The organism is Mycobacterium scrofulaceum (assembly GCF_002086735.1).
In the GTDB taxonomy this organism is placed as follows: Bacteria; Actinomycetota; Actinomycetes; order Mycobacteriales; family Mycobacteriaceae; genus Mycobacterium; species Mycobacterium scrofulaceum.
Map to the genome: position 1 here is coordinate 1 of NZ_MVIJ01000056.1, position 21,891 is coordinate 21,891.

At 68.9% G+C, this 21,891-nt stretch carries 20 protein-coding genes, 2 tRNA genes and 1 pseudogene; 8 read left to right on the forward strand and 15 right to left on the reverse strand.

Annotated elements, in window-relative coordinates:
* The 4 genes and pseudogenes from BST44_RS24660 to BST44_RS24675 all read right to left on the reverse strand — a co-directional run.
* Positions 1–227 (reverse strand): annotated as a pseudogene (locus tag BST44_RS24660) (13E12 repeat family protein); the annotation flags it as partial.
* A gap of 109 nt (positions 228–336) precedes the next feature.
* Complete coding sequence (locus tag BST44_RS24665; RefSeq protein WP_083179614.1) at positions 337–1,257, reverse strand: NADP-dependent oxidoreductase; 921 nt, start codon at positions 1,255–1,257, stop codon at positions 337–339.
* Between the two features lie 5 nt (positions 1,258–1,262).
* Positions 1,263–1,946, reverse strand: a complete 684-nt coding sequence (locus BST44_RS24670; RefSeq protein WP_083179615.1) for a uracil-DNA glycosylase — start codon at positions 1,944–1,946, stop codon at positions 1,263–1,265.
* 39 nt (positions 1,947–1,985) lie between these two features.
* Entirely contained in the window at positions 1,986–2,948 is a 963-nt protein-coding gene (locus BST44_RS24675) for a thiamine-phosphate kinase (RefSeq protein ID WP_083179616.1), read from the reverse strand.
* A gap of 156 nt (positions 2,949–3,104) precedes the next feature.
* On the opposite strand from BST44_RS24675, the gene BST44_RS24680 reads away from it, so the two are divergent.
* On the forward strand, positions 3,105–3,677 hold the full coding sequence (locus BST44_RS24680) for a DUF3515 domain-containing protein (RefSeq protein ID WP_083179617.1): 573 nt from the start codon (positions 3,105–3,107) through the stop codon (positions 3,675–3,677).
* A gap of 106 nt (positions 3,678–3,783) precedes the next feature.
* Here the strand turns inward: BST44_RS24680 and BST44_RS24685 are convergent, their stop codons facing one another.
* Both BST44_RS24685 and BST44_RS24690 read right to left on the reverse strand, forming a co-directional pair.
* Positions 3,784–4,896 carry a D-alanine--D-alanine ligase family protein gene (locus tag BST44_RS24685; protein ID WP_083179618.1) on the reverse strand — a complete coding sequence of 371 codons (1,113 nt, stop codon included), beginning with the start codon at positions 4,894–4,896 and terminating at the stop codon, positions 3,784–3,786.
* Between the two features lie 74 nt (positions 4,897–4,970).
* Positions 4,971–5,996, reverse strand: a complete 1,026-nt coding sequence (locus BST44_RS24690; protein ID WP_083179619.1) for an NAD(P)H-dependent glycerol-3-phosphate dehydrogenase — start codon at positions 5,994–5,996, stop codon at positions 4,971–4,973.
* Positions 5,997–6,109: 113 nt separating this feature from the next.
* Here BST44_RS24690 and cofC point away from each other — a divergent pair, with 113 nt between their 5' ends.
* From cofC to mutT1, 3 genes are all read left to right on the forward strand, one after another.
* Entirely contained in the window at positions 6,110–6,763 is a 654-nt protein-coding gene (gene cofC / locus BST44_RS24695; protein ID WP_083179620.1) for a 2-phospho-L-lactate guanylyltransferase, read from the forward strand.
* 90 nt (positions 6,764–6,853) lie between these two features.
* Entirely contained in the window at positions 6,854–9,046 is a 2,193-nt protein-coding gene (locus BST44_RS24700) for an RNA degradosome polyphosphate kinase (protein ID WP_083179621.1), read from the forward strand.
* Positions 9,047–9,131: 85 nt separating this feature from the next.
* Positions 9,132–10,061: an 8-oxo-(d)GTP phosphatase MutT1 gene (mutT1, locus tag BST44_RS24705; protein WP_083179622.1), complete on the forward strand. Its 930-nt coding sequence runs from the start codon at positions 9,132–9,134 to the stop codon at positions 10,059–10,061.
* Between the two features lie 70 nt (positions 10,062–10,131).
* On the opposite strand, the gene BST44_RS24710 is transcribed toward mutT1, so the two are convergent.
* The 3 genes from BST44_RS24710 to leuC all read right to left on the reverse strand — a co-directional run bounded on the left by BST44_RS24710 (position 10,132) and on the right by leuC (position 13,034).
* Positions 10,132–10,770, reverse strand: coding sequence for an HU family DNA-binding protein (locus BST44_RS24710; RefSeq protein ID WP_083179623.1), 639 nt, complete (start codon positions 10,768–10,770; stop codon positions 10,132–10,134).
* A gap of 211 nt (positions 10,771–10,981) precedes the next feature.
* The gene (gene leuD, locus BST44_RS24715) at positions 10,982–11,578 is read right to left on the reverse strand and encodes a 3-isopropylmalate dehydratase small subunit (RefSeq protein ID WP_083179624.1); all 597 of its coding nucleotides are present in this window, start codon (positions 11,576–11,578) and stop codon (positions 10,982–10,984) included.
* Positions 11,579–11,603: 25 nt separating this feature from the next.
* Positions 11,604–13,034, reverse strand: a complete 1,431-nt coding sequence (gene leuC, locus BST44_RS24720; RefSeq protein WP_083179625.1) for a 3-isopropylmalate dehydratase large subunit — start codon at positions 13,032–13,034, stop codon at positions 11,604–11,606.
* 86 nt (positions 13,035–13,120) lie between these two features.
* Between leuC and BST44_RS24725 the strand changes: the two genes are divergently transcribed.
* Both BST44_RS24725 and BST44_RS24730 read left to right on the forward strand, forming a co-directional pair.
* Complete coding sequence (locus BST44_RS24725) at positions 13,121–13,822, forward strand: IclR family transcriptional regulator (RefSeq protein WP_083179626.1); 702 nt, start codon at positions 13,121–13,123, stop codon at positions 13,820–13,822.
* Positions 13,823–13,973: 151 nt separating this feature from the next.
* A complete protein-coding gene (locus BST44_RS24730) occupies positions 13,974–14,486 on the forward strand; it encodes a pyridoxamine 5'-phosphate oxidase family protein (RefSeq protein WP_083179627.1) in 513 nt (170 codons plus the stop codon).
* 8 nt (positions 14,487–14,494) lie between these two features.
* Here the strand turns inward: BST44_RS24730 and BST44_RS24735 are convergent.
* The 4 genes from BST44_RS24735 to BST44_RS24750 form a co-directional block, all read right to left on the reverse strand.
* A tRNA-Glu gene (locus BST44_RS24735) sits at positions 14,495–14,567 on the reverse strand.
* A 73-nt stretch (positions 14,568–14,640) separates the two neighbouring features.
* Positions 14,641–14,712, reverse strand: a tRNA-Gln gene (locus BST44_RS24740).
* Between the two features lie 158 nt (positions 14,713–14,870).
* Positions 14,871–16,340 carry a glutamate--tRNA ligase gene (gltX, locus tag BST44_RS24745; protein WP_083179628.1) on the reverse strand — a complete coding sequence of 490 codons (1,470 nt, stop codon included), beginning with the start codon at positions 16,338–16,340 and terminating at the stop codon, positions 14,871–14,873.
* The gene (locus BST44_RS24750) at positions 16,337–17,134 is read right to left on the reverse strand and encodes a fumarylacetoacetate hydrolase family protein (RefSeq protein WP_083179629.1); all 798 of its coding nucleotides are present in this window, start codon (positions 17,132–17,134) and stop codon (positions 16,337–16,339) included. The genes gltX and BST44_RS24750 overlap by 4 nt, the downstream gene beginning before the upstream one ends.
* A gap of 109 nt (positions 17,135–17,243) precedes the next feature.
* Between BST44_RS24750 and BST44_RS24755 the strand changes: the two genes are divergently transcribed.
* On the forward strand, positions 17,244–18,548 hold the full coding sequence (locus BST44_RS24755) for an MFS transporter (RefSeq protein WP_083179641.1): 1,305 nt from the start codon (positions 17,244–17,246) through the stop codon (positions 18,546–18,548).
* Here BST44_RS24755 and BST44_RS24760 read toward each other — a convergent pair.
* Complete coding sequence (locus BST44_RS24760) at positions 18,448–19,458, reverse strand: 3-isopropylmalate dehydrogenase (RefSeq protein WP_083179630.1); 1,011 nt, start codon at positions 19,456–19,458, stop codon at positions 18,448–18,450. The genes BST44_RS24755 and BST44_RS24760 overlap by 101 nt on opposite strands.
* 106 nt (positions 19,459–19,564) lie before the next feature.
* A complete protein-coding gene (gene serA, locus BST44_RS24765; protein ID WP_083179631.1) occupies positions 19,565–21,151 on the reverse strand; it encodes a phosphoglycerate dehydrogenase in 1,587 nt (528 codons plus the stop codon).
* A 108-nt stretch (positions 21,152–21,259) separates the two neighbouring features.
* Here serA and wrbA point away from each other — a divergent pair, with 108 nt between their 5' ends.
* Positions 21,260–21,862 (forward strand): NAD(P)H:quinone oxidoreductase, encoded by a 603-nt coding sequence (gene wrbA, locus BST44_RS24770; RefSeq protein WP_083179632.1) that lies wholly within the window; start codon positions 21,260–21,262, stop codon positions 21,860–21,862.
* Positions 21,863–21,891 lie beyond the last annotated feature (29 nt).

A 21,891-nucleotide genomic window follows, 5' to 3' on the forward strand; every position in this document is an offset into this window, starting at 1 on the left:
GTGCGCAGCGACCCACCTAACTGTTCGGGGCTGGCCTGGGCGTCGAGCTGATTGATCAACGCGTGCTGCGGTGTGCGTAGGCGGCGGGCCACGCTTTCCACCCGCTCCAAGGCGCGCAGCCGCTCCGGGGTGGTGAGCACGTCGAAGGACAAGTCGCACAGGCGGTCCGCGTCGCCGTCGAGCGCGTCGATGACCTCGACGATCTCCTCACGACTACTCGCACCCATGCCCCAAACTCTAGAAACGCCCACCGACAAAAACGGCCGCTCTGTGACAGCTGAAGCTAAAGTGACACAAGGGATTACGTGGTAAGCGTGAGGCCGCCGAGCAGGGCACCTAGTCCCTGACGACGATCACCGTCTTGCCGGGGCGATGACCCGGACGGTTCCGGCTTTCGAATGCCTCTCGCCCTCTCTCGAGCGGAAAGGTCCCTGCGATCTCGACATGCAACCGGTCGCCGTCGACCAGCCGGGCCAGCTCGGCCAGCTGTTCGCGGTTCGGGGCGACGATGAAAAACGTTGCCGTGACGCCGTATTCGTCGGCCCTGCCCGCCGGCGGCGGCGCCGACAGCGTGACCAGCCGGCCACCACGGCGGAGCAGGCGAAACGACCGGTCCAGCGTCTCGCCGCCGACGGTGTCGACGACGACGTCGTAGGCCGCGTCGTCCAATCCCTCGGTGCGGACATCGATCACCCGGGCGGCCCCCCATCCGCGGACGAGGTCGCCGACGTCGCTGCGTACGGTGGCGGTGACGCGCGTGCCCAGCATCGCGGCCAGCTGTACCGTCAACGCGCCCACGCCGCCCGCCCCACCGTGAACCAGCACGGACTCACCCGGCCGCACGCCGGCGTGGTCGACCAGCGCCTGCAGCGCGGTGAGGCCGGCCAGCGGCAGCGCGGCGGCGACGGTGTGCGACACCGTCGACGGCTTGACGGCCAGGTCCGTCGCGGGCACGCAGGCGAATTCGGCCGCCGCACCGTCACGGTCGAAGCCGATCAGCCCGTACACCTCGTCGCCCGGCGTGAAATCCGCCACGCCCGTGGCCACCTCGGAGACGACGCCCGACACTTCGTGCGACGGGATCACCGGTGTGCGGCTCAACCGGGTCCAGGTTTCGTCCCAGGTCAACTCGTCGAACGTGATGGCGGCGGCGTGGACGGCCACCAGGACCTCGCCGGCCGCCGGCACCGGCACCGGCGCCGGCTCGACGGTCAGTTGTTCCGGGCCGCCCCTGCGATGCGCCCGCAACGCCCTCATCTCGGTCAGGGCAGCCTCCAATCGATGGGGTCGGCGCCCTTCCCCGTCAGCAGTTCGTTGGCGCGGCTGAACGGGCGCGACCCGAAGAAGCCACGAGACGCCGACAGCGGCGACGGGTGCGGCGACTCGATCGCCACGCAATTGCCCTCGGCCAGAATCGGTTTGAGTGTCGACGCGTCGCGGCCCCACAGGATCGCCACCATCGGCTGCGAGCGCGCGGCCAGCGCACGGATCGCACACTCGGTGACCGCCTCCCAGCCCTTGCCGCGATGCGAGGCCGGGTTGCTGGGCCGCACGGTGAGCACCCTGTTCAGCAGCATCACCCCGCGCTCGGCCCACGGCGTCAGGTCGCCGCACGAGGGCCGTGGATGACCCAGGTCGGCGGAGTATTCGTCGAAGATGTTCGCCAGGCTGCGCGGCAGCGGACGCACGTCGGGGGCCACCGAGAAGCTCAGGCCCACGGCGTGTCCCGGCGTCGGATACGGATCCTGCCCAACGATCAGCACGCGGACGCTTTCGAATGGAAAGGTGAAGGCGCGCAACACATTCGGGCCCGCCGGCAGGTACCTGCGTCCGGCGGCGATCTCGGCCCGCAGGAACCGGCCCATCTCGGCGACCCGATCGGCCACCGGCTCGAGCGCCGCGGCCCAGCCCTGCTCGACGAGTTCGGTCAACGGCCGCGGCGTCATTGCCGGTCCTTTCGTAGCATCGACGCTCACCGCGCCACCCTAACCGTCATACGACTGCCAGCCTGCGTAGCCGGTCCACTCGTGCCCGTCGACAAGCACGTCGGCCTTCCCGTCCAGGACCCGCCCGATGATCCGCCACCCGGCGGGCGCGGGCCCGGCGAAACAGGCCACCAGGGCGTGGTCTTCGCCGCCGCCGAGCACCCACGACCAGGGATCGGCGCCTACGGCGGCGCCCGCGGCGGCCAGTGCGTCGTGGTCCGCGGCCAGGGCCGCAGTGGACAGATCCATCGCCACACCGGACGACTCGGCGACGTGCCGCAGGTCGGCGACCAGGCCATCGGAGACGTCGATCATCGCCTGCGCGCCCCCGGCGGCCGCCGCCACGCCCTGGCCGTAGGGCGGCTGGGGAACGAGATGGCGGCGGCGCAGCGCGTCGAATCCCTCAACGCCCTTGTCCAACAACGAAAGGCCGGCGGCAGAGTGCCCCAGCGCGCCGGCGACCGCGATCACCGAGCCCGCCTTCGCCCCGGACCGCAGCACCGGCGCGCGGCCGTCCAGGTCGCCCAGCACCGTCACCGAGACCACCCACTGCGGGCAGGCGACCAGGTCACCGCCGGCGATGCCCGCGCCGATGCGCTGGGCCTCGTCCCACATTCCGCCGACAAGCTCGTCCACTTCGGCCGCCGGCGTGTCACCGGGAGCGCCGAACGCGACCACGAAGGCCGTGGGCCGCGCGCCCATCGCCTCGATGTCCGCGGCGTTCTGGGCGATGGCCTTGCGGCCGACGTCGTGGGCGGTCGACCAGTCCAGCCGAAAGTGCCGGTCCTGCACGAGCATGTCGGTCGACACCGCGATGCGGCCGTCCCTGGCCTGCACCACCGCCGCGTCGTCGCCCGGCCCGACCGCCACCGCGGCCGGCTGACGGCGGCCGCGCACCAGACGATCGATGACCGCGAACTCGCCGAGCTGCTGCAGTGTGGGTTCCGATGCGTCGTCGCGCACGCCACCTCCTGCGCATCCACGCCCTGCGCGGGCCTCTAACTGGTCGCCGACCTGCGGTAAGTTGTTCACTGCCCGCGCGAGCGGCCCGCGCCAGTGTAGAACCCGGCATCGCTGTGCCACAGATAGGCTGTGCCACAGATAGGAGGTGCGCGGGCGGTGACGACCGATCCCGATTCCGGCCCCGCCGTCGACACGGGGCCCCCGCCGGCGCTGATCATCGCCGCGGTGGTGGTGGCCGTCGCGGCGATCGGCGTGATCTTGGTGATCGCGGCAAACCGCGAGGCGCCGCCGCAGCCCGTCGCCGTGCCCGCCGCCCCGGCGCCCCAGGCCGACAGCGACGCGTGCCGGGCGCTGGCCGTTGCCCTGCCGAACCGGCTCGGCGACTATCAGCGCGCGCCCGTCGCGCAACCGGCGCCGCACGGCGTCACCGCCTGGCGGTCCGGTGCGGACAGCGAGCCGGTGGTACTGCGCTGCGGGCTCGACCGCCCCGCCGGGTTCGTCGTGGGGTCTCCGATTCAGGTCGTCGACCGCGTGCAGTGGTTCGAGGTGCGCCCCGAACCGCAATCCGCGGGGGACGCGGGCAGGTCGACGTGGTACACGGTGGACCGGCCGGTCTATGTGGCGCTCACGCTGCCGTCGGGATCCGGCCCGACGCCGATCCAACAACTTTCCGAGGTGATCGACCGCACCGTCGCGGCGGTGCCGATCAACCCGGCTAGACCTGGTTAGTCCGATGGTGGCGACCCGCCGCGCCCGGCAACGCCGCGCTCGCGATCGCCACTGGTCCGATGGTGGCGACCCGCCGCGCCCGGCAACGCCGCGCTCGCGATCGCCACTAGCGCAGGCCGGTGCCGCGCGCCAACGCCGTTTCGACCATGGTCGCCAACAGGGTGGGATAGTCCACGCCGCTGGCCGCCCACATCCGCGGGTACATCGAGATCGTGGTGAACCCGGGCATCGTGTTGATTTCGTTGAGCACCGGCCCGTCGTCGGTGAGGAAGAAATCGACCCGGGCCAGGCCCTGGCAGTCGATGGCCTTGAACGCCCGGATCGCCAAATCACGGATGGCGTCGGCGATGTCGTCGTCCACCTTGGCCGGCACGTCCAATTCGGCTGCGTCGTCGAGGTATTTGGTGGCGAAGTCGTAGAACGAATCCTCGCGTCCCCGCACGCCGGCCACCCGGATCTCGCCCAGCGTGCTGGCTTCGACTGACCCATCGGGCATTTCGAGCACGCCGCACTCCACCTCGCGGCCGGTGATCGCCGCCTCCACGATCACTTTCGGGTCGTGTCGGCGCGCGACCGCGACGGCCGCGGCCAGATCGTCCCAGCTCGAGACGCGGGTGACGCCGATCGACGAGCCGCCCCGGGCGGGTTTGACGAACACCGGCAGCCCCAGCCGCTCGCACTCGTCGGGCCGCAAGGCGGACCGCGACGGGCGCAGCACCGCGTAGTCACCGACCGGCAGCCCTTCGGCGACGAACAGCTTCTTGGTGAACTCCTTGTCCATGCCCGCCGCGCTGGCCAGCACGCCGGCCCCGACATAGGGCACTCCGGCCAGCTCCAGCAGGCCCTGGATCGTGCCGTCTTCGCCGTAGGGGCCGTGCAGCACCGGGAACACGACGTCGACCGACGCCAGGACCTCACCGGCGCCCGTCGACAGGGAGACCAGTTGGCCGCGGCGCAACGGGTCCGCCGGAAGGGCCAGCTCGGTGCCCGACTGCGCGGTCACCTCGGGCAGCCGCCGATCGCTGATGGCCAGCGCGTCCGGGTCACCGTCGGTGAGCACCCACGACCCTTGCGGGGTGATGCCGATCGCGACGACCTCGAACCGCTGCGGGTCGAGGTTGCGCAGGATGCTGCCCGCGGACACGCAGGAGATGGCGTGCTCGTTGCTGCGTCCGCCGAATACGACGGCGACGCGCACGCGGCTTCCGCTGGCACTCACAACCTAAAGAGGCTACCGGTTGCGCGGCGCTCGAGCCGGGCGGCGGGCCGCTAGCTGGGGTTTCGGCGGCGCGGTCATTCCGGTTTGGTCCTGCGGCCCAGCAGCAGGGCCATCGCCTCGTCCACCGACAGTCCCTTGTGGCAGACCCGGTGCACGGCGTCGGTGAGCGGCATCTCGACGTCGTAACTGGAGGCGAGCGCCAGCACCGACTCGCACGATGTCACGCCCTCGACGACGTGCCCATCCTGGGCCTGCATCGCCGACTCCATCGTCCCGCCGCGACCCAGGCGCTCGCCGAACGACCGATTCCGCGAATGCGGCGAGGTGCAGGTCGCCACCAGGTCGCCCACCCCGGCCAGCCCGGCCAGCGTGGCACCCTTGGCGCCGAGCGCGATGCCCAACCGCATGATCTCGGCAAGACCGCGGGTGATGATCGCCGCCGCGGTGTTCTCGCCCAGCCCGACGCCGGCCGCCATGCCGCACGCGAGCGCGATGACGTTCTTGCACGCCCCGCCGATCTCGGTGCCGACGACATCGCTATTGGTGTAGGGGCGGAAATACCCGGTGTTCAGCATGCGCTGCAGGGCGACGGCGCGCCCCGAGTCGCTGCACGCGACGACGGTGGCGGCCGGCTGGCATTCGGCGATCTCGCTGGCCAGGTTCGGCCCCGAGATCACCGCGACCTGCGCGGTGTCGACGCCCGTCACCGAGACGATGACCTGACTCATCCGCATCAAGCTGCCCAGCTCGATGCCCTTGGCCAGGCTGACCAGCGTGGCGCCGTCGCACAGCAGCGGCGCCCACCCTTCGAGGTTGGCGCGCATCGTCTGCGCGGGCACGGCCAGCAGCACCGTCGAGGCGCCGGCGAGCGCCTCCGCCGCGTCGGTGGTGGCCCGGACGCCCGCTGGCAGCACCGTGCCCGGCAGATAGTCGGGGTTCGACCGGGTGGCGTTGATCCGGTCCGCGACGTCGGCCCGACGCGCCCACAGCGTGACGGCCGCTTCCCCGGCCTCGACGAGGACCTTGGCCAGCGCCGTGCCCCACGCCCCGGCACCCATGACCGCGACGGCGCCCGTCGAACTGGCAGGTGTGCTAGCCATCCACCACCCCCGTCCGTCGTCTCCATGCGTATTGCAGCCGCTACACCCTAGATCAGCGGGCGTCGCGCGAGCTAGCGCGTCCGCCGCGAGCGGTCGCTGGCAGGATGGCATCCATGAGCGGCACACGAGCCGACGAAGGGGGCAGAGACGTCGCCCTGATCGTCGCCGTCAAACGGTTGGCCGCGGCCAAGACCAGGCTGGCCCCGGTGTTCTCGGCGCGCACCCGGGAGAGCGTGGTGTTGGCCATGCTGATGGACACCCTGACCGCGGCCGGCCGCGTTGCGGCGCTGGGATCCATCACCGTCATCACCCCCGACGAGGCGGCGGCCGCCGCGGCGACCGAGCTGGGGGCCGAGGTGCTGGCCGATCCGACGCCCGCGGGCCACGCCGACCCACTGAACAACGCCATCGCCACCGCGGAACGGGCGGTGGGCGGTTTCTTCCCGAATGTCGTTGTGCTGCAAGGTGATCTGCCGGCTCTGCAGACGCAAGAGCTGGCCGAGGCGATCGCCGCCGCGCGGCACCACCGGCGCAGCTTCGTCGCCGACCGGCTGGCGACGGGAACCGCCGCCCTTCTCGCCTTCGGCGCCCCGCTCGACCCGCAGTTCGGCTCCGATTCGTCGGCGCGGCACCGACGTTCGGGCGCGATCGAACTGACCGGTGCGTGGCCGGGCCTGCGCTGTGACGTCGACACTCCGGACGACCTCGCAGCCGCCCGCCGGCTCGGGGTGGGGGCGGCCACCGCCCGGGCCCTCGCCCAGCAGTGACTCCTGGCCGCCCGGTGGCCTACCTGTCCTGAGAGTGAACGTCATCCCAACGGCGAATGGATGTCCGCCGAGCGCTAGCAGCAGCGGCGGGTGATGAGCAATGATCGCAGGGTGACTGAAACCGAAGCTGAGGCGCGCCCCGACGAGCATGTGTGGCATCAAGGCGACTCGGCCGTGGCAGCGCCGCCCGCCGCGACGCCGGCCGCGCTCACCGACCTGCCGGAAGACCGCTACCTCAACCGGGAGCTGAGCTGGCTGGACTTCAACGCCCGCGTGCTGGCGCTGGCCGCGGACAACTCACTTCCGCTGTTGGAGCGGGCCAAGTTCCTGGCGATCTTCGCCTCCAACCTCGACGAGTTCTACATGGTCCGCGTCGCGGGCCTCAAGCGTCGCGACGAGATGGGGCTGTCGGTGCGCTCCGCCGACGGCCTGACGCCGCGCGAGCAACTCGCCCTGATCGGCGAGCAGACCCAGCGGATCGCGACCCGGCACGCGCGGGTGTTCCTCGATGCGGTGCGCCCCGCGCTCGCCGAGGAAGGCATACATATAGTCACGTGGGCCGACCTGGATCAGGCTGAGCGCGACGAACTGTCGACCTACTTCCACGAGCAAGTCTTTCCGGTCCTCACGCCGCTCGCCGTCGACCCCGCCCACCCCTTCCCCTTCGTCAGCGGGTTGAGCCTGAACCTGGCGGTCATGGTGCGCCAGCCCGAGGACGGCGGCCAGCACTTCGCGCGGGTGAAGGTCCCCAACAACGTCGACCGCTTCGTCGAATTGGGCGGCCGCGGCCACGCGGACGACGGCGAGGCGGCCGCCATAATCCGCTACCTGCCAATGGAAGAGCTGATCGCGGCCTTCCTGCCGGTGCTGTTCCCCGGCATGGAGATCGTTCAGCATCACGCGTTCCGCATCACCCGCAACGCCGACTACGAGGTCGAAGAGGACCGCGACGAAGACCTGTTGCAAGCCCTGGAACGGGAATTGGCGCGCAGACGGTTCGGTTCCCCGGTGCGACTCGAGGTCGCCGACGACATGACCGAGAGCATGTTGGAGCTGCTGCTGCGCGAGCTCGACGTGAACCCGGGTGACGTCATCGAGGTGCCCGGCCTGCTCGACCTGTCCTCGTTGTGGCAGATCTACAGCCTCGACCGGCCGGCGCTCAAAGACCCGGCATTCGTTCCGGCCACCAGCCCCGCATTCGTCGACCGCGAGACGCCCAGGAGCATCTTCGCGACGCTGCGGGAAGGCGATGTGCTGCTGCATCATCCGTACGAGTCGTTCTCGACCAGCGTGCAGCGCTTCATCGAACAGGCCGCCGCCGACCCGAATGTGCTGGCGATCAAGCAGACGCTCTACCGCACATCCGGAGATTCGCCGATCGTGCGGGCGCTCATCAACGCCGCCGAGGCCGGCAAGCAAGTGGTGGCGCTGGTGGAGATCAAGGCGCGCTTCGACGAGCAGGCCAACATCCGTTGGGCGCGCGAGCTGGAGCAGGCGGGCGTGCACGTCGTCTACGGGTACGTCGGGCTAAAGACGCACTGCAAGACCTGCCTGGTGGTCCGGCGCGAGGGGTCGGCGATCCGGCGCTACTGCCACATCGGAACCGGTAACTACAACGGCAAGACGGCGCGACTGTACGAGGACGTCGGCCTGCTGACGGCGTCTCCCGAGATCGGTGCCGACCTGACCGACCTGTTCAACTCGCTCACCGGCTACTCGCGCAAGGTCGGCTACCGCAACCTTCTGGTCGCCCCACACGGGATTCGCACCGGCATCATCGAACGCGTCGAGCGCGAGATCGCCGCCCACCGCGAACACGGTGGCGGCCGCATCCGCCTCAAGATGAACGCCCTCGTCGACGAGCAGGTCATCGACGCGCTCTACCGCGCGTCGATGGCCGACGTGCGGGTGGAGGTGGTGGTGCGCGGGATCTGCGCGCTGCGCCCCGGCGCGGAGGGATTTTCGGAGAACATCGCGGTCCGCTCCATCCTCGGCCGCTTCCTGGAGCATTCCCGCATCATGCATTTCAATCGCATCAACGAGTTCTGGATCGGCAGCGCGGACATGATGCACCGCAACCTCGACCGGCGCGTCGAGGCGCTGGTTCAGGTGAAGGACCCGAGGCTGACGTCATATCTGGACGACTTGTTCGAGTCCGCGCTCGACCCGTCGACCCGGTGCTGGGAGCTGGGGCCCGACGGTCAGTGGATCGCGTCGCCGCAGGACGGCCACAGCGTGCGCGATCATCAAGTGTCGTTGATGGAGCGGCACCGCAGTCCGTAACCCGCTGCGTGGTGATTTACGGTTGTCTCCGGCCGTACCGCCCACGTGCGCGCGGCCCCAACCGAATTGACCTGCAGGAGTTGATTTGCCGACCAAGAGTTCGCGTTCGGGAAGCCGGATCGTGTATGCCGCCGGCGCGGTGTTGTGGCGACCGGCTGATTCGTCCAACCCCGGGCTGGAGATCGCGGTGATCCACCGGCCACGCTACGACGACTGGTCACTACCGAAGGGGAAGGTAGACCCGGGCGAGACGGCGCCCGTCGCCGCGGTGCGGGAAGTGTGCGAGGAGACGGGTCACCAGGCCATCCTCGGCAGGCGGCTCGACATGGTGACCTACCCGATCGAGGCCGGAGTCAAGAAGGTCTACTACTGGGCGGCGCGCAGCACCGGCGGGGACTTCACGCCCGGCAACGAGGTCGACGAACTGGTATGGCTGCCGATGGCCGACGCGCTGAAGAAGCTCAGTTATGCGCACGACCGGAAAATGTTGCGCCACTTCACAAAACACCCCGCCGACACGCATACCGTGCTGGTGGTCCGGCACGGTACCGCGGGCCGGAAATCGCGCTTCAAGGGCGACGACACCCGGCGGCCGCTGGACAAACGGGGCCGCGCGCAGGCCGAGGCACTGGTGCCGCAACTGCTGGCGTTCGGCGCCTCCGAGGTGCACGCGGCCGACCGCCTGCGCTGCCACCAGACGGTGGAACCGCTGGCCGAGGAGTTGGGCGTGACCGTGCACAACGAGCCCGCCCTCACCGAGGAGTCCTACGCCAAGAGCCCCAAGCGCGCCCGGCAGCGGATGCTGGAAATCGCCGAGCAGCAAGGCACACCGGTCATTTGCTCACAGGGCAAGGTGATCCCCGACCTGATCGAGTGGTGGTGCGAACGCGACGGGGTGCGCCCCGACAAGTCGCGCAACCACAAAGGCAGCACCTGGGTGCTCTCGCTGTCAGGCGGCCGACTGGTGGCGGCCGATCACATCGGCGGCTCGCTGGCGGCCAACGTGCGGGCTTAACACGCGAATACCCTTCGGGTGCATCGCTGCCACCCGAAGGGTATTCGCGGTTCAGAACTCGACTGCTGCCTTAACGGCGACCGCGACGCGCGGTGGCCTTCTTGGCGGGCGCCTTGCTGGCCGGCCTCTTTGCCGCGGCCTTCTTGGCGGGCGCCTTGGTCGCGGCCTTCTTCGCCGCGGCCTTCTTCACCGGAGCCTTGGTCGCCGCCTTCTTCACCGGAGCCTTGGTCGCCGCCTTCTTCACCGGAGCCTTGGTCGCCGCCTTCTTGGCCGGAGCCTTGGTCGCCGCCTTCTTGGCCGGGGCCTTCTTGGCGGGAGCGGCCTTCTTCGCCGCGGCCTTCTTGGCGGGAGCCTTCTTGGCTGCGGTCTTCTTGGCCGCGCCGCTTGCCACTACACCACGCTTCACTGCAGGTCCTTCCGACGGGAGACGCTGTGCGCCAGAGACAACCGCTTTGAATTGAGCACCGGGACGGAACGCCGGGACGGATGTCGGCTTCACCTTCACCGTCTCGCCGGTCCGCGGGTTGCGGGCCACCCGGGCCGCGCGGCGCCGCTGCTCGAACACACCGAACCCAGTGATGGTGACGCTGTCGCCCTTGTGCACCGCACGCACGATCGTGTCGACAACGTTCTCGACGGCGGCGGTCGCCTGCCGACGATCGGTGTTCAATTTCTGTGTGAGCACATCAATGAGCTCTGCCTTATTCATCCAATCCCTCCGACGCTAGTGGTCCTCGATTTGAACCGACTAGTGCACACGGTAAACCCTCACCCAGCAAATTTCCAAGAGCCACGCGCAATTTCAGGGCCCGGCAATCGGCGGATTCGCAATCCGGTTGCCCCCCTTGACCCGTGGCGGGGCTCGAAAATCGGCTCAGTTAGTTAGGTGAGCGAGAGGAAATTCGGCCGTTCCCGACCCGTCAGGAGGTGGGCAGAGTGCGCGGTTTCCACTGCGGATAACGGGCCTCGTACGACTCGATTTTGTCGAGTTTCCGCAGCGTAAGGCCTATATCGTCGAGTCCCTCGAGCAGTCGCCAGGCGGTGTGGTCGTCAATCTTGAACGGCAACACCGTCGTTCCGGCGGTGATATTTCGATCTTGAAGATTGACAGTGATTTCCAGCCCCGGACTCTGCTCGATGAGCTTCCAGAGCAGTTCCACGCCGTCTTGGGAAACTTCGGCCGCCAACAGCCCCGCCTTGCCGGCGTTGCCCCGGAAGATGTCACCGAATCGAGACGAGATGACCACCCGGAACCCGTAGTCCATGAGCGCCCACACCGCGTGCTCGCGCGACGAGCCGGTGCCGAAATCGGGCCCGGCGACCAGGACCGACCCCCTGTCAAAGGGGCTGAGGTTGAGGACGAATGACGGATCCGAGCGCCAGCTGGCGAACAACCCGTCCTCGAAACCGGTTCGGGTGACCCGCTTCAAATACACCGCCGGAATGATCTGATCGGTGTCGACATTGGACCGCCGCAACGGCACACCGATACCGGTGTGCGTGTGAAATGCTTCCATGCTCGTCCCTATCTTCTCGAATGGATCAGTTCAAATCGGCCGGCGCGGACAATGTGCCGCGCACTGCCGTCGCGGCGGCAACGGCCGGGGACACCAAATGCGTGCGGCCGCCTTTACCCTGGCGCCCTTCGAAGTTGCGGTTGGACGTCGCCGCGCACCGTTCTCCCGGCGCCAGCTGATCCGGATTCATCCCCAGGCACATCGAGCAGCCCGCCTGCCGCCATTCGGCGCCCGCGGCGGTGAAAACCTCACCCAGCCCTTCGGCTTCAGCCTGAGCGCGGACCCGCATGGACCCTGGCACCACCAGCATCCGCACGCCCGGGGCAAGCTTTCGCCCGCGCAGCACGTCGGCGACCACGCGCAGGTCTTCGATACGACCGTTGGTACAAGAGCCGACGAACACGGCGTCCACCGCGATGTCGCGCATCGGAGTTCCGGGGCGAAGGTCCATGTATGCCAACGCTTTCTCCGCGGCCTGTCGCTCGTCGTCGCCGGTCATCAGCTCCGGGTCGGGCACGGCCGCGGCCAGCGGCACCCCCTGTCCGGGATTTGTGCCCCACGTCACGAACGGGCTCAACGACGTTGCGTCGAGGTGGACCTCGGTGTCGAAGACGGCGCCGGCATCGGTGTGCAGCTCCTGCCAGTAGCGCATGGCCGCGTCCCATTGCGCCCCCTGCGGCGCGTGCGGCTTATCGCGCAGGAAGTCGAAGGTGGTGGCGTCGGGAGCCACCATGCCCGCCCTCGCGCCGGCCTCGATGCTCATGTTGCAGATCGTCATCCGACCTTCCATCGACAGCGATTCGATGGCGCTGCCGCGGTATTCGATGACGTGCCCCTGCCCGCCGCCCGTGCCGATCTTGGCGATCAACGCCAGGATGATGTCCTTGGCCGTCACGCCGGCGGGCAGGTCACCGTCGACGTTGACGGCCATCGTCTTGAACGGCCGCAGCGGCAACGTCTGGGTGGCCAGCACGTGCTCGACCTCCGAGGTGCCGATGCCCATCGCCAGCGCGCCGAACGCGCCGTGCGTCGACGTGTGACTATCACCACAGACGATCGTCATTCCCGGTTGGGTCAAGCCCAATTGCGGCCCGACGACATGCACGATGCCCTGCTCGATGTTGCCCATCGGGTAGAGGCGGATACCGAATTCGGCGCAGTTGTGGCGCAACGTCTCGACCTGGGTGCGCGACACCGGGTCGGCGATCGGCTTGTCGATGTCGACGGTCGGCACGTTGTGATCCTCGGTGGCCAGCGTCAGGTCGGGCCGTCGCACGGGCCGGCCGGCCAGCCGCAGCCCGTCGAAGGCCTGCGGGCTGGTGACCTCGTGCACCAGGTGGAGATCGATGTAGATCAGGTCGGGTGCCCCTGCTTGCTCGGGGTCATCCGCCCCGGACGCCACAACGTGGTCTTCCCAGACCTTTTCGGCCAGGGTGCGCGGCTTGCCGGATCCCATCTGAAATTCGCCTCGATTCCCTCATCCGCGGCTCGCCGATCGATCATGTGCTGTGATCTCAGAATACGAGACGCTAGTATCTCCTTGTGAGACAGCATAGCGGCATCGGCGTGCTCGACAAAGCCGTGGACGTCCTGCACACCGTCGCCCAATTCCCGTGCGGACTGGCCGAACTGTGCGAGCGAACCGGGTTGCCCCGGGCCACCGCGTATCGGCTGGCCGCCGCCCTCGAAGTGCATCGCCTACTGGCCCGCGACGACGAGGGGCGCTGGGGCCTCGGCCCCGCGGTCACCGAGCTCGCCGCGCACGTCAACGATCCGCTGCTGGCAGCCAGCGCGGGGGTGCTTCCCCTGTTGCGCGAGACCACCGGTGAGAGCGTGCAGCTGTATCGGCGCGAGGGCACCACGCGGGTCTGTGTGGCGGCCCTGGAACCCGCTGCGGGCCTTCGCGATACGGTCCCGGTCGGGGCGCGACTGCCGATGACGGCGGGATCGGGCGCCAAGGTGCTGCTCGCCCACAGCGATGCGGCGACGCAGAAGGCGGTGCTGCCGACGGCGAAGTTCACCGAGCGCACGCTGGCCGAGGTGCGGAGGCGCGGCTGGGCCCAGAGCGTGGCCGAGCGAGAGCCGGGGGTGGCCAGCGTGTCGGTCCCGGTGCGCGACGGCCGCGGCGCCGTCGTCGCCGCGATCTCGGTGTCGGGACCCGTCGACCGCATCGGCCGGCGCCCGGGGGCGCGCTGGGCGGCCGATCTCCTTTCCGCGGCCGAGGCTCTCACCCGCCGGCTATAGCGGCATCGGCTGTGCAGTGATGGCGTCGCGAGTGCAACCAGGGCGGCGAAATCGCCGAAATCCCGCCGCACACGCACACTCGGCGCCATCGGCGCACACCGAGCGCGACCGGTGCACAGCTGACCGCAAGCGGCCTGTCAGACTGACCGCCATGGGAACCAATCAGCGCGCGAGCATCGTCATGTCCACCGACGAGATCGCCGACTTCGTCGTGAAGAGCCGCACCGGGACGCTGGCCACCATCGGCCCCGACGGCCAGCCGCATCTGACCGCAATGTGGTACGCCGTCGTGGACGGCGAAATCTGGCTGGAAACCAAGGCCAAGTCGCAGAAGGCGGTCAACCTCAAACGTGACCCGCGGGTGAGCTTCCTGATCGAGGACGGCGACACTTACGACACGCTGCGCGGGGTGTCCTTCGAGGGCGTCGCCGAGATCGTCGACGATCCCGACGTCGCACACCGGGTCGGGGTCAGCGTGTTCGAGCGGTACACCGGCCCCTACACCGACGAGATGAAGCCCTTCGTCGAGCAGATGATGAACAAGCGCGTCTGCGTGCGTATCGTCGCGCAGCGCGCGCGGTCGTGGGATCACCGCAAGCTCGGCCTGCCGGCCATGCCGGTGGGTGGATCGACGGCACCGGCCGTCCTGGGAACCGGCCAATAGTTGCTTTGTAGCCCCGATGGGATTCGAACCCACGCTACCGCCGTGAGAGGGCGGCGTCCTAGGCCGCTAGACGACGGGGCCAGACACGATCCGAGGTGTCAGCATAGCTCACACGTCAGAAGGCCACCTAATCGCTTGAGGTGGCGAGAATTTGCTGGGGTACCAGGACTCGAACCTAGAATGGCTGAACCAGAATCAGCTGTGTTGCCAATTACACCATACCCCATTGGCTGCCTAAAACCGCTGGTCAGCGGCCATCCCGAGCCGTACTGCGCCGCCCGGAAGACCGCCGCCGCCAACCGTTGTCGGCCTTTGCAAGCCGCAGTGCAGACTACCAAAGACTCCGGCGACAATCCGCACGCGAGGTCCACGCGAGGTCTTCGTCTACCCGGCGACCCTCTCGCGCGCGGCGCGGAGCCGCAGCAAGCTGCGGTCACGGCCCAGCAGCTCCAGCGATTCGAACAACGGCGGGCTGACCGTCGTTCCCGTGACGGCCACCCTGATCGGGCCGAAGGCCTTGCGCGGTTTGAGGCCCAAGTTCTCGATGAGCGTGGCCTTGAGAGCGGGCTCGATCCGGGCCGTGGTCCACTCCGTCAGCCCCTCCAGCGCGGCCAGCGCGGCGTCCAGCACCGCGGCCGCGTCCGGGCCGAGTTCCTTGGCGGCGGCCTTGGGATCGATGGCGTATTCGTCGTCGTTGAGGAACTTCAGCAGGTCCCACGCGTCGGCGAGCACCACGATGCGGGTCTGCACCAGGTCGGCGGCGGTGGCGAACGCGGCGTCATCGAGCCCGAGCCGATGACCGTGGACGTCGAAGTACTCACGCAGCCGGCCCGCGAAGTCGGCCGGCTCGAGCATGCGGATGTGCTCGGCGTTGAGCGCGTCGGCCTTTTTCTGATCGAACCGCGCCGGGTTCGAGTTGACGTCGACGACGTCGAACGCGGCGACCATCTCGTCCAGACTGAACAGGTCGTGGTCGTCGGCGATGGCCCAGCCGAGTAACGCAAGGTAGTTGAGCAGGCCCTCGGGGATGAAACCGCGGTCGCGGTGGGCGAAAAGATTCGACTGCGGGTCGCGCTTGGAGAGTTTCTTGGTCCCCTCCCCCAATACCGTTGGCAGGTGAGCGAACTCCGGCACGCGCTCGGCGACGCCGATCCGGATCAGCGCCTGATACAACGCCAGCTGGCGCGGAGTCGACGGCAGCAGGTCCTCGCCGCGCAAGACGTGGGTGATCTTCATCAAGGCGTCGTCGCACGGGTTGACCAAGGTGTACAAGGGATCTCCGTTGGCGCGGGTCAACGCGAAGTCGGGGACGCTGCCGGCGGCGAAGGCGGTGGGCCCGCGCACCAGGTCGTTCCAGCCGAGGTCGCCGTCGGGCATCCGCAGCCGCACCACCGGCTGGCGGCCCTCGGCGAGAAACGCCGCGCGCTGGGAGTCGGTCAGCTGCCGGTCGAAGTTGTCGTACCCCAGTTTCGGGTTGCGCCCCGCCGCGATGTGACGCGCCTCAACCTCTTCCGGTGTCGAGAACGCGTAGTAGGCCTCGCCCGCCTCGAGCAGCTTGGCCACGACGTCCCGGTAGATGTCCTTGCGCTGCGACTGCCGGTACGGGCCGTAGGGTCCGCCGACCTCGGGCCCCTCGTCCCAGTCCAGGCCGAGCCACCGCAGCGCGTCGAGCAGCGCCAGGTAGCTTTCCTCGGTGTCGCGCTGCGCGTCGGTGTCCTCGATGCGAAAGACGAAGGTGCCACCCGTGTGCCGGGCGTAGGCCCAGTTGAACAGCGCGGTGCGGACCATGCCGACATGCGGGGTGCCCGTGGGTGACGGGCAGAAACGGACGCGTACTTTCGTTTCGGCAGTCACGACTTTCCCTTACGGACCACGGGATTGGTGAGGGTGCCGATGCCCTCGATGGTGATGGAGACGGTGTCGCCGTCCTCGATCGGACCGACGCCGGCAGGCGTCCCGGTGAGGATGAGGTCGCCGGGGAGCAGGGTCATCACGGCCGAGATCCATTCGACGATCGCGCCGACGTCGTGGATCATCAGCGAGGTGCGGCTGTGTTGCTTCACCTCACCGTTGACCTCGGTCCGGAGTTCGAGATCGGCCGGGTCGACATCGGTGACGATCCACGGACCGACCGGGCAGAAAGTGTCGTGCCCCTTGGCCCGGGTCCATTGGCCGTCGGCTTTTTGTTGGTCGCGGGCCGACACGTCGTTTCCGATCGTGTAGCCGAGGATGCTGTCGGCGGCCTCGGCGGCCGAGACGTCCTTGCAGGGCCGGCCGATGACCGCTGCCAATTCTCCCTCGAAATGCACGGGTGATGCATTGGCCGGCAACCGAATCGGCACGTTCGGCCCGACGATGGCCGTATTGGGCTTGAGGAAGATGATCGGGTCCGCCGCCGCCGGGCCCGTGAGATCGGTCATCTCGGCGATGTGGTCGGTGTAGTTCTTACCGATGCAGACGACCTTGCTCGCCAGCATCGGAGCAAGCAGCCGCACATCGGCCAGCGGCCACGAGCGGCCGGTGAAGTTCGGCGTGCCGAAGGGATGCTCGGCGATCTCGCGGGCGATCATTGCGGCGGGATCGGCGAGTTCTCCCTCGATACTGACGAAGGCGACACCGTCCGGGCTGGCGATTCGACCAAGGCGCATTTCGTTGAGCCTACTGATGGGCAGCTGCGCCGGGCATGGCCGGGCGTCGCATCGGCGGCGGCCACACGAGTATTACCAGCGGTTTCGGGTGCGTGTGCAAGCATTGGGGATGCAGAAGGGGGCGGCCACCGACCGCGAGCTGGGCGCGGGAGCGCGCTGGTCCATCATGGTCGTGTCGCTGGTGGCCACGGCGAGTTCCTTTCTCTTCATCAATGGCGTCGCCTTTCTGATCCCGTCGTTGCAATCGGCGCGCGGAATCCCGCTCGACGAAGCCGGTCTGCTGTCCTCGATGCCCAGCTGGGGCATGGTGGTCACCCTGGTGCTGTGGGGTTACGTGCTGGACCGGGTGGGCGAGCGGGTGGTGATGGCCACGGGTTCGGGGCTTACCGCGGTGGCGGCCTACGCCGCGGCATCCACGCATTCGATGGTGCTCATGGCCGTCTATCTGTTTCTCGGCGGCATGGCCGCCGCGAGCTGCAACACCGCCGGCGGCCGGCTGGTGTCGGCGTGGTTCCCGCCGCACCAACGCGGCCTGGCCATGGGTTTCCGCCAGACCGCCCAACCGCTGGGAATCGCGTTGGGGGCGCTGGTGATTCCCGAGCTGGCCGAACACGGGCCGAGTGCAGGCCTGAGGTTCACGGCCCTGGCGTGCGCATTGGGAGCGGTCGCGAGTGCCGTCGGCATCATCGACCCTCCTCGCAAGCCACGGGAGAAAGCCAGTGATTCCGAACTGTCCAGCCCCTACCGAGGATCGTTGACGCTGTGGCGAATTCACACCGTGGCCGGTCTGATGATGGTTCCGCAGACCGTCACCGTCACTTTCATGCTGGTGTGGCTGATCAGAAATCTGCACTGGTCGGTGGCGGCCGCCGGAAGTCTGGTGACCCTTTCGCAACTGCTGGGCGCCCTCGGCCGCGTCATGGTGGGCCGCTGGTCTGACCGCGTCGGCTCGCGAATGCGCCCGGTGCGCATCATCGCGGTGGGCGCCGCCGTGACGCTCTTCCTGCTGGCCTGGGCCGACTTACTCAATTCCGTTTACCAGGCGCCGCTGATGGTCGCCGTCTCCGTGATCGCCGTGCTGGACAACGGTTTGGAGGCCACGGCCATCACCGAGTTCGCCGGCCCCTTCTGGAGCGGGCGCGCCCTGGGCATCCAGAACACCACCCAACGGGTGATGGCGGCCGCGGCGCCGCCGCTCTTCGGTGCCTTGATCACCGCCGCGAAATACCCGAACGCCTGGATGTTGTGCGGCCTGTTCCCGGTGTTGGCGGCGCCGTTGGTGCCGGCGCGCTTGCTCCCGCCCGGACTGGAAACTACAGCCCGGCGGCAATCCGTTCGCCGACTTCGGTGGTGGCGGGCCGTTCGTTCCCACGCGTTGCCAGATAGGCCTCGACAGCCCGGTCCACCCGGCTAGACGCAGCGTCCTCGCCGAGATGGGCGAGCAACAGCGCCACCGACATGATCGCCGCGGTCGGGTCGGCGATGCCCTGACCGGCGATGTCGGGCGCGCTGCCGTGCACCGGCTCGAACATCGACGGGTTGGTCCGGGTGGCGTCGATGTTGCCGCTGGCGGCCAAGCCGATTCCGCCACACACCGCCGCCGCCAGGTCGGTGATGATGTCGCCGAACAGGTTGTCGGTGACGATCACGTCGAAGCGGCCGGGGTCGGTGACCATGAAGATGGTTGCGGCGTCGATGTGTTGGTAGGCGACCTCGACGTCGGGGTAGTCCCGCCCGACCTCCGCCACGATCCGCGACCAGAGCTTGCCGGCGAAGGTCAGCACGTTGGTCTTGTGCACCAGCGTCAGGTGCTTGCGACGGCGCTGGGCCCGCTCGAAGGCGTCGGCCACCACGCGGCGTACGCCGAATGCGGTGTTCAGACTCACCTCGGTGGCGACCTCGTGGGGCGTCCCGGTCCGGATGGCGCCGCCGGTGCCGGTGTACGGGCCTTCGGTGCCCTCGCGCACCACGACGAAATCGATGTGGGGGTCACCCGCGAGCGGGCTGCTCACACCGGGATACAGCCGGCCCGGTCGCAAGTTGACGTGATGATCGAGCTCAAAACGCAGGCGCAGCAACAGCCCCCGCTCCAGCACCCCGCTGGGAACCGACGGATCGCCGATCGCCCCCAGCAGGATGGCGTCGTGCTGGCGCAGCTCGCCGAGCACCGATTCCGGCAGCAACTCCCCGCTGGCGTGGAAACGCCGAGCGCCCAGGTCGTACTCGGTCTTCTCGACACCGGGCAACACCGCGTCAAGGACTTTGAGCGCCTCGGCCGTCACTTCCGGCCCGATCCCGTCGCCGCCGATCACCGCCAATTTCATTGCGCCGCTCCCCTCCCCCCGCAAGCGGGTGGGGGGACCCCCAGCCGCGCAGCGGCGTGGGGGCATGCCCCCACATCACCACGTTCTGCATCGTCGCCGGCGTGCTTCACGACAGATCAACCACCTCAAGCTTGTTGGCGCCGACCGCCGCGCCGATGGCGGACCGCACCTCGCTCGGCACGTCCTGGTCCAGCCGCAGCAGGATCGTCGCACCCGGGCCCTCGGCGTCCTCGGAGAGCTGCGCGGCCTGGATGTTCACGCCCGCCGATCCGAGCAGGGTGCCGATCTTGCCCAGCGCCCCTGGCGCATCGACGTAGTTGATCACCAGGTTGGTGCCGCGGGCGCGCAGATCGAAGTTGCGGCCGTTGATCTGGACGATCTTTTCCACCAACTGCGGCCCGGACAGCGTGCCGGCCACGTTGACGGCGGTGCCGTCGGGGGCGACCGCGCGCACGTCGACGACGCTGCGGTGGTTCGGGCTCTCCGAGGCCTTCGCCAGCTCGGCGGTGACGCCGCGTTCCTCGGCCAGCGCCGGCGCGTTGACGAACGTGACCGGGCCCTCGACCACCGCCGAGAACAGTCCGCGCAGGGCCGAAAGCTTCAGCACCTCAACATCTTCGGAGGCCAGCTCGCCGCGCACCTGCACGGACACCGACACCGGCGGCCCGTCCGACAGCGAGGCGGCCAGCACCCCGAGCTTGCGCACCAGGTCGAGCCAGGGCGCCACCTCTTCGTTGACCACACCGCCGCCGACGTTGACGGCGTCGGGCACGAATTCCCCAGCCAGCGCGAGCTTCACGCTGGCCGCGACATCGGTGCCCGCCCGGTCCTGGGCCTCGGAGGTGGAGGCGCCCAGGTGTGGCGTCACAACCACCTGCGGCAGCTCGAACAGCGGGCTGTCGGTGCACGGCTCTTTGGCGAAGACGTCGATGCCGGCCGCCCGCACGTGTCCGCTGCTGACCGCTTCCGCCAACGCGGCCTCGTCCACCAGGCCGCCGCGGGCGGCGTTGACGATGATGACGCCCGGTTTGGTCTTCGCCAGCGCCTCCTTGCCGATCAGGCCCGCGGTCTCCGGCGTCTTCGGCAGGTGCACCGAGATGAAGTCAGCACGGGCCAGGAGCTCGTCGAGGGGCAGCAGTTCGATGCCCAGCTGCGCGGCCCGGGCCGGCGAGACGTAAGGGTCGTAGGCGACGAGGTGCGTGCCGAAGGCCGTCAACCGCTGGGCGACCAGCTGCCCGATCCGGCCCAGCCCCACCACGCCGACCGTCTTGCCGAAGATCTCGGTGCCGTTGAACGACGACCGCTTCCAGGCGTGCTCGCGCAGCGAAGCGTCGGCCGCCGGGATCTGCCGGGCGGCGGCCAACATCAGCGCCAACGCGTGCTCGGCGGCGCTGTGGATGTTCGAGGTGGGGGCGTTGACCACCAGCACCCCACGCTCGGTGGCGGCGTCCACATCGACGTTGTCCAGCCCGACGCCGGCGCGGGCCACGATCTTCAGCTTGGGCGCGGCCGCCAGCACCTCGGCGTCCACCGTGGTGGCCGAGCGCACCAGCAGCGCGTCGGCCTCCGGCACCGCGGCCAGCAGCTTCTCCCGGTCCGGCCCGTCTACCCAGCGCACCTCGACCTGGTCTCCCAGGGCGGCGACGGTCGATTGGGCGAGTTTGTCGGCGATCAATACAACAGGCAGATTCACCCGGCCAGCCTATCGGCTGCGTTTGACGGGAATTGACGGGCTCACCACTGCCCTAACCTGCGCCGACGCGCGGTTGGACGCGGGCCGTCGCGGTCCTAGGATGCGCTCGTGACCAAACTCGCGATCATCTACTACTCGGCCACCGGCCATGGCACCACGATGGCGCGGCGCGTCGCGGCCGCGGCCGAGTCCGCGGGCGCCGAAGTCCGCCTGCGCCATGTCGCCGAAACGCGCGACCCGGAATCGTTCGCCCAGAATCCGGCGTGGACCGCGAATTACCAAGCGACGAAAGACCTTCCGGCGGCGACCGGCGAGGACATCGTCTGGGCCGACGCGGTCATCTTCGGTTCACCGACGCGCTTCGGGTCTCCCGCCGCGCAATTGCGCAACTTCCTCGACTCCCTGGGCGGCCTGTGGGCCGAAGGCAAGCTCGCGGACAAGGTCTACGCTGCGTTCACGTCGTCGAACACAGTGCACGGCGGTCAGGAGACCACGCTGCTCTCCCTCTACATCACCCTGATGCATTTCGGCGGCATCATCGTCCCGCCGGGCTACACCGACCCGCTGAAGTTCGTCGACGGCAATCCGTATGGGGTGAGCCTGGTGTCCACCCACGACAACATCAGCGAGCTCGACGAGGCCACCGGCAACGCCCTCGACCATTTGGCGCGCCGGGTGGTCCTGACGGCCGACCGGCTGGCGGCGCGCTAGATCGCCGAGCGTGAAACTGTTGCGAGGAT